Source organism: Nitrosomonas sp. Nm51, assembly GCF_900111165.1.
Taxonomy (GTDB): Bacteria; Pseudomonadota; Gammaproteobacteria; order Burkholderiales; family Nitrosomonadaceae; genus Nitrosomonas.
Genome location: NZ_FOGH01000035.1, coordinates 20,755 through 27,875, shown reverse-complemented (window position 1 = coordinate 27,875; position 7,121 = coordinate 20,755). Strand labels below are relative to the sequence as shown.

Genomic DNA, 7,121 nt, shown 5'->3' with positions numbered 1-7,121 from the left:
TTCCTCAATAGCCACCCAATTGTCCGCTCCACAAATAACTGAACAAAGAGTGATAAAAAATATATCCTGGAGCTGATGTTTCTTTTGCCTATCCACTCTTGGGTCTTTTATACTTGAAAAATGATGAATGATTGAAGGCGTTGCCGTTGGTTTGTCTATCATTTGAAATCAAAATGATAAACCTAATACCTCAACTAATTTCTATTTTCAAGTATTTTTAAGCCCGATTGCCCTGGACCAACTTGCACCCCAAATTGTCGCCATAGAGCACGCATAGTAAAAATGCCGTTTTCCAACCGGACTACAGGCAATTTCGTCGCTTCGGCAGCAAATGTGCATCGTAACGTTGCAGTACTTTTTTTATCACCATTCGTAGCCCCTGATTTTTCGGGGTAAGGGGTGTTATTGTCTTTAGGCTATGTTCTTTCATAGTAATAATACTGTAACCGTTTGGTCATAGTTGTTCTCAAATACCGGCTGGCGCCGGTAGATCAGGTAATGGCGGAACGCCGCTAATTTTTGTCTGAATGCTGTTCCAACTATTGCCATATGATGTTATCGATTATCCCTAAAATGGCGCCATGACGCGTTTTGTCATTTTTTTTGGAATAATTCGACCATAATGCAAGATTGAACATCCGGCTAATCAGTATTGGGTGTCGTTAACAGTTCGTTGACAGAACTTCTGACAAAATCTCTGGCGTAGTAATCTTCGTCAACAATTTCGTTATTCCAGACAATAATATCAAGATCAATCACCCTTGGACCAAATTTAGGCAGTGTGCGGTCTCTGCCGAGTCTGTTTTCAAGTTGCTTTAGGTAGGTTTTGAATGCCTGGCGGGATAGTGGAGTTTGTACCTTAATGGCGCCATTGATAAAGTCGTTCTGGCTGGTGATGCCGATAGGTGTTGTTTTAATCCATGCGGAAATACTGTTGACAATAACTTCCTGGCGCAGTATGGCAAGTGCCGATTCAATATGCTTCTCGGGATTGATATTGGATCCGATGCCAATGATGCACTCATTTGTATCGTTTGGCATGATCTAACTGATTTCTGCGGGTCTGTCCCGCCTGGTTTCAAGTTCAACCGAGACCGATTCGGCAAAACGCAGTGCATGCGGTTTGTCGACTTCCACTCTGGCAAAGCGCACGTTTTTGTTTTTCATGATTTCATCGAGAATCGACTGCGTTAATTTTTCCAGCATTTTGAATTGGTGCGCCTGTACCAAAGCAATGATATTCTTGGTGACAGTTTTGTAATTATAGGAATGATCGACCGAATCATGCACAATGGCTTGATTCAGATCCACCTCAATTGTCGCATTGATAATAACATCCTGCAGCTTGTTGATTTCTTCCTCGTTGAAACCAATATAGGTTCGCAGCAGCAGGTTTTTAATTCGGATAATAGCCATTTTGACTGAAAGCTTTCCAGTTTATGGGAAAGCGATATGATAAATTATTCTTGGTTTTTCGTTATTATTACTATAGCTCAAGGTTTCCTGCAACGACAAGAATTGATGGTATGCTTTGTTTGTTAGTACTCTATCCATATGATTTGCCAGGTACAGCGCTACCATGGTGTTATGCAGCAAGGCGCGATACGCAGGGAAGGATTGTTCCCTTTTCAAGTACTGTAACGCAGTTGCAGGACACCATGGTAACGCCCTGTGGGTGCGCTTGCCAGCGCCATGGTCTGCATTGCGCCTTGCCATGTATACTGACAAGCGCACTGAACCCGGCAATGTTATATGGATAGAGTGCTAGAGGAGTAAATTTACACAGGGAGAAAGGACCATGTATGTGACCATTGTGCATGTTTGGGTTAAACCCGAGCATGTGGAGGCGTTTAAGGAAGCCTGCCGTTTAAATCACGAAGGCTCTGTTCGGGAGCCAGGCAATCTGCGCTTTGACATTTTGCAATCAGCAGAAAAGCCGACACAGTTCGTGCTGTATGAAGCCTATAGAACACAGCAGGATGCTGCCGCTCACAAAGAAACCCGGCATTACCAGGCCTGGCGTGAGGTGGTGGTCGACTGGATGGCTGCACCGCGCCAGGGCATTGTATACCATGGATTGTATCCGGCAGTTTGCAGCTGATGTTTGAATTTTCCGTAGCGAGACTGCCGCGCATCGAATTTGGTGCGGGAGCGATAAATCGAGTGCCGGATGTTATTGCCAGCTACGGTGCAAAAGTGTTGCTGGTAACTGGCGCGCATTCCTATCAGAATCTGCCGGGCTGGCAATCGTTCATTCAAACATTAAATAGCCGGGCAATACGTTATTCACAGTGCAAGGTTGCTGGAGAACCTTCTCCGGCTCTGGTCGATGACGCGGTCAGGGAATTTGCCGGCAGTGGCTTTGATGTGGTTGCGGGTATCGGCGGCGGTAGTGCGCTGGATGCAGCAAAAGCGATCGCCGGTCTGTTAAAACTGCAGCGCCCGATAATGGATTATCTGGAAGGCGTCGGGTCGGAGTTGCCGTATGAAGGGCCGGCGGTACCGCTAATTGCGGTACCGACAACTGCTGGTACCGGTAGCGAGGCGACCAAAAACGCTGTATTAAGTGTGCAAGGTGAACACGGTTTTAAAAAATCTTTCCGTCATGAGAAACTGGTGGCAGAGTACGCGATTGTTGATCCGGAGTTATTGCGTAACTGTCCACCTGAAGTTGTTGCTGCCAATGGTATGGATGCCCTGACGCAGCTGCTGGAATCTTATGTGTCGACAAAGGCCGGTGCCTTTACCGATGCACTTGCGATCAGTGGTTTGCAGGCTGTCCGCGATGCACTGATTCCGCTGTATCAATCAAGCGTTGACGCCAACGCGCAAACTAGCGAGAGAACTGGTATATATCGCGAAAAAATGGCCTATGCCGCGCTGCTTTCTGGAATTACGCTGGCGCAGGTGGGGTTGGGATCGGTACATGGGGTAGCGTCACCTCTGGGCGCTTTTTATCCAATTCCGCATGGTGTTGTATGCGGCACATTAGTGGCCGCGGCAACAGAAACCAATATTAAAAGCATGCAGAGCAGGGAGCCTGACAACAAGGCGCTGGCAAAATATGCCTATGCGGCCGAGATACTTTGTCAACAACAGTTTCATGATGAAAAAGTGGCGCACATGGCATTGACACAGCTGCTGACGGAATGGACGCAAAACCTGAGTTTGCCTTGCTTGTCAGATTACGGTATTGATGCTGCGGTATTGGATAAGATTGTGGCCAACTCGCGGGGCAGCAGCATGAAAACCAATCCCATCGTGCTGCAGGATGCGGAAATCAGGCAGCTATTGTTGTCGCGTTTATGACCAAAGCGACCAACTTGTGCCAAATATTTTTGGCGTATATGCCGATATCGAAAATTGACTCAGGAGGATGTTTTTTTTTGGCCGATACGGCTTTCTCTGCCGTTGATCAGGTTTGTGATGTTTGCCTGGTGGCGCCAGATTAACATGAGTGCGATCAAAAGCACAGCGAGCGTATAAAGTGAATACTCGAAAATAACGTATGCATAAACGGGAGCCAAAGTGGCAGCGACTATTGCCGACAATGATGAATAGCGGGTAATGCAAGCGACCGTTAACCAGGTTACGGTCGCAAGCAGACCAAGCAACGGATTCAAACCGAGCAATACACCGACCGCCGTGGCTACACCTTTGCCACCCTGAAAGCCTGAAAATACCGGAAATACATGCCCGAGAAAAACGGCCAGCGCGGTGGCGGCGACAGCTTCGTTACCGATGTTCCAGACGGAAGCCAGTAATTGCGCCAGAATAATTGCCAGCCAGCCTTTACCGGCATCGCCCACCAACGTTAATATTGCGGCCGTTTTTTTGCCGCTGCGCAAGACGTTGGTTGCTCCGGGGTTTTTAGAACCGTAAGTGCGCGGATCAGGTAACCGGAAAATCCAGCTGGAAATCAGTGCAAATGGAATGGAGCCGATCAGATAAGCGGCGAAAATAAAAACCATTAATGTCATCGAATTCGCGTTACTCCAGAAAACTGCATGCCTGTATGCGGATATATTATATAAAATTCAATGAAAGAATGCGGTTGTTATATCGTGTCAAGGAGGTATTAACAATCAGTGAATTATCTATGTTGCCCTTGAAATGGCGCCAGCAGCAACAGTTCACTAATTGACATCTCTAAACGTTTCATTTTTATTCAATTATGGATATTATCTTTCTACATAATTTTCGGGCCAAAACGCGGATCGGCATTTATCCTTGGGAGCGCAAGGTTGCCCAGACGATTCAGCTCGATCTTGAAATCGCCTTGCCTAATAAGCACGCTGGAAAAACCGATTGCATCGATGATGCTGTCGATTATGCGCAAGTCGTTCACAGCATTCACGAAATTCTTGAGAAGCACCATTTTTTTCTACTCGAAGCACTAGCTGAGCATATAGCCCGGACCATTATGAAAAAATTTAAATCGCCCTGGGTAAAAGTCAGTGCTGCAAAACTGGGAATCATTCGTGGTGTCGAAAAGATAGGCATTTGCATAGAGCGTGGCGTCAAAAAATGACTAACAAAGGAAAATAAATGGTTGGGGTTGGGGTTGACGCGGAGCGTACCGATTCGGTATTGCTGAATTTTACAACAGCAGTACGTGGTACCGCGTACGCTGAGTAACGATGACTTCGCCGCTACCAGTTAAGTGAAATGCAAATTAGTAATCAAGTATTTGATTAACTGGGCGATGAAAAACTGATAAACTCAGCGGTTTACGCTGCGCTCTTGGTCTTCGGGTAAAGCGGGCTGACGAAGTGGTCTTTCGCGATCGACATATGCAGCCAGCTTTTCCTTATAATTCCAGTTGGCGGCGGGATGAATGCTGTTAATCCCGTCATAATTTTCATTGAGCAGGTGGTTATAAAGAACAAGCGCCAGTCCATAAAGCATCAGGCTAACGAATAAATTTTTCATATCGCATTATTACTAAAAAGATTGAGCATCTAATGGGAGAAACTGAAAAATTTCTTTAGAGGCTCAGTTAACAGGCTGTACTGCATACATGACAATAACAGCTATCTAAACATTGTTTTTTATATTATATAAGCATACGTAAAAGCATACCATCAATTCGTCTAAATTACACAGGCCTTTTAAAATCATGCCGACAGGCGAAAGTTTACATCGTTGAAACGAGATATCCTGGGCATATTGCTAATAACCGCTAAGTATATACTAATCATCATTTATTATTTCCAATTATATTAATGGCTGCTGTATATTACGCGTCGGGTTTATTTTCAGGATCCCAATATAATGGAGTGGCAAGGCTGGTTTGCGCTTGGGTTGTGTGTGGTGGTGTTATTGACGCTGATATTTACACGTATTGGCCCTCACCTGGTTATGATTGCAGCGCTGACGGTTTTAAGTGTATCCGGTATTTTAACCAGTGAAGAGGCGCTGCTCGGATTCAGTAATTCTGGATTAATCACAGTGGCGGCGATGTTTGTTGTCGCTGCCGGCATGCATGCTTCGGGCGCGATTGATTTGCTGATCAGCCGTATACTAGGGCGGCCAAGCACAACGCGCGCAGCACTATCCAGAATTTTCTTTCCTGTAGTGTCATTGAGCGGTTTCTTAAATAATACGCCTGTTGTTGCTACCATGATTCCGGCAATCTATGCCTGGTCGCGCAGAATTGGTATCGCTTCATCCAAGCTAATGATTCCTTTGAGCTATACGGCTATGCTGGGCGGGACATTGACGCTGATAGGTTCCAGCACCAATTTAATCGTCAATGGTCAGTATCAGATATTGACCGGTGAAGCCGGCTTTTCGCTGTTTTCGATAACTGCTGTTGGTTTGCCGGTCGCGCTTTCTGGCTTTTTACTGATGTGGCTGTGGTTTCCGAGATTGCTGCCTGACCGGACCCAGAACGAGGTATTTTCAAATTTGCGCGAATTTACCCTCGAAGTTTCCGTGGCGCATCAGGGTCCGCTCGCCGGCAAAACGATTGTAAAAGCCGGTTTAAGGCATTTGCAACGTGTCTATCTGGTGGAAATTGTCCGTAACGGTACTGTGATTACCGCTGTTTCGTCCGAAGAGACGTTGCAAGGTGGAGACAGACTGGTTTTTGCCGGGGATACTGATGCGATCTCAGACTTGCTGCGTATCAATGGTATTGTGCCGTCGATGGATGGGGAACAAATACAATCATTGAAGGCGGAGCGGGGCGAAAGGCGATTGGTGGAAGCCGTCGTGTCGCCCCATTGTGCCGCAATCGGGCGCGCCATTCGTGATACGCGGTTCAGATCGCAATATGGCGCGGTTGTGCTGGCGGTTGCGCGTAATGGTGAGCGAATTAAGGGAAACCTGGGTACCATCAAATTGCAGGCGGGCGATACCCTGCTGCTCGAAGCAAGGCCGGCCTTTGTCAGCCGCCAGCGCTACAACAAGGATTTTCTGCTGATTAACGATTTGAATACGGAACCACCGCGTCATGAACGCGCCTATCTTGCCTGGACGATACTGATGGGCTTGATTGCCGCAGCAGGCTTTGAAATTGTCAGTATGCTCAACGCGTCGTTAATCGGCGCGGGACTGATGATTATCACAGGTTGCTGCTCTGCGAGCCAGGCGGAAAAAAGTCTTGACTTGACGGTTATCATCACGATTGCAGCCTCTTTCGCGCTGGGCATGGCGTTGCAAAAAACCGGTGTCGCCGCATTTATCGCTGAAAATATTGTCGACCTAAGTGACGGTATGCCCTGGCTGCTATTGATACTGACTTATTTGACGGTTTCCCTGTTGACTGAGGTAATCACCAATAATGCCGCGGCATTGCTGATGCTGCCAATCGTACTGGAGATCACCGAAAAGGCCGATTTAAATCATGTGCCGTTTGTGCTGGCTATCATGATGGCCGCATCGGCGAGCTTCGCAACCCCCCTGGGATACCAGACTAACCTGATGGTCTATGGGCCGGGCGGATACCGGTTTACGGATTTTCTGAAAGCCGGACTCCCGATGAATGTGCTGACCGCAGTGGTTACTATCACGGTTCTGTTGATTGGCTGGCCGCTGACGCTTGCGAAGTAAACTGTTTTTAGTGCAGCAAACAGCGGATAATCATGCTGAATGACTCCTAAGCTTCTTGAACGCTT

The 7,121-nt window shown here is 47.0% G+C and carries 9 protein-coding genes; 4 read left to right on the top strand and 5 right to left on the bottom strand.

Features of this window, described 5'->3' with window-relative positions:
- The 3 genes from BMY60_RS10985 to folX form a co-directional block, all read right to left on the bottom strand.
- A partial coding sequence (locus BMY60_RS10985; protein ID WP_143057391.1) for a transposase family protein occupies positions 1-162 on the bottom strand: 162 nt, incomplete at its 3' end.
- A 480-nt stretch (positions 163-642) separates the two neighbouring features.
- Positions 643-1,041, bottom strand: a complete 399-nt coding sequence (gene folK / locus BMY60_RS10980; protein WP_090333613.1) for a 2-amino-4-hydroxy-6-hydroxymethyldihydropteridine diphosphokinase — start codon at positions 1,039-1,041, stop codon at positions 643-645.
- 3 nt (positions 1,042-1,044) lie between these two features.
- Positions 1,045-1,416: a dihydroneopterin triphosphate 2'-epimerase gene (gene folX, locus BMY60_RS10975; protein WP_090333612.1), complete on the bottom strand. Its 372-nt coding sequence runs from the start codon at positions 1,414-1,416 to the stop codon at positions 1,045-1,047.
- Positions 1,417-1,798: 382 nt separating this feature from the next.
- Between folX and BMY60_RS10970 the strand changes: the two genes are divergently transcribed.
- Positions 1,799-2,101 (top strand): antibiotic biosynthesis monooxygenase, encoded by a 303-nt coding sequence (locus tag BMY60_RS10970; protein ID WP_090333611.1) that lies wholly within the window; start codon positions 1,799-1,801, stop codon positions 2,099-2,101.
- Complete coding sequence (locus tag BMY60_RS10965) at positions 2,101-3,309, top strand: iron-containing alcohol dehydrogenase (RefSeq protein WP_090333609.1); 1,209 nt, start codon at positions 2,101-2,103, stop codon at positions 3,307-3,309. Before BMY60_RS10970 ends, BMY60_RS10965 begins: the two co-directional genes overlap by 1 nt.
- 59 nt (positions 3,310-3,368) lie before the next feature.
- Here the strand turns inward: BMY60_RS10965 and plsY are convergent, their stop codons facing one another.
- Positions 3,369-3,980 carry a glycerol-3-phosphate 1-O-acyltransferase PlsY gene (plsY, locus tag BMY60_RS10960; protein ID WP_090333607.1) on the bottom strand — a complete coding sequence of 204 codons (612 nt, stop codon included), beginning with the start codon at positions 3,978-3,980 and terminating at the stop codon, positions 3,369-3,371.
- Positions 3,981-4,174: 194 nt separating this feature from the next.
- Between plsY and BMY60_RS10955 the strand changes: the two genes are divergently transcribed.
- Positions 4,175-4,531, top strand: coding sequence for a dihydroneopterin aldolase (locus BMY60_RS10955; protein ID WP_090333605.1), 357 nt, complete (start codon positions 4,175-4,177; stop codon positions 4,529-4,531).
- 191 nt (positions 4,532-4,722) lie between these two features.
- Here the strand turns inward: BMY60_RS10955 and BMY60_RS10950 are convergent, their stop codons facing one another.
- The gene (locus BMY60_RS10950; RefSeq protein ID WP_090333603.1) at positions 4,723-4,932 is read right to left on the bottom strand and encodes a hypothetical protein; all 210 of its coding nucleotides are present in this window, start codon (positions 4,930-4,932) and stop codon (positions 4,723-4,725) included.
- A 342-nt stretch (positions 4,933-5,274) separates the two neighbouring features.
- Here BMY60_RS10950 and BMY60_RS10945 point away from each other — a divergent pair, with 342 nt between their 5' ends.
- The gene (locus tag BMY60_RS10945) at positions 5,275-7,056 is read left to right on the top strand and encodes an SLC13 family permease (RefSeq protein WP_090333602.1); all 1,782 of its coding nucleotides are present in this window, start codon (positions 5,275-5,277) and stop codon (positions 7,054-7,056) included.
- The last annotated feature ends 65 nt before the right edge of the window (positions 7,057-7,121 follow it).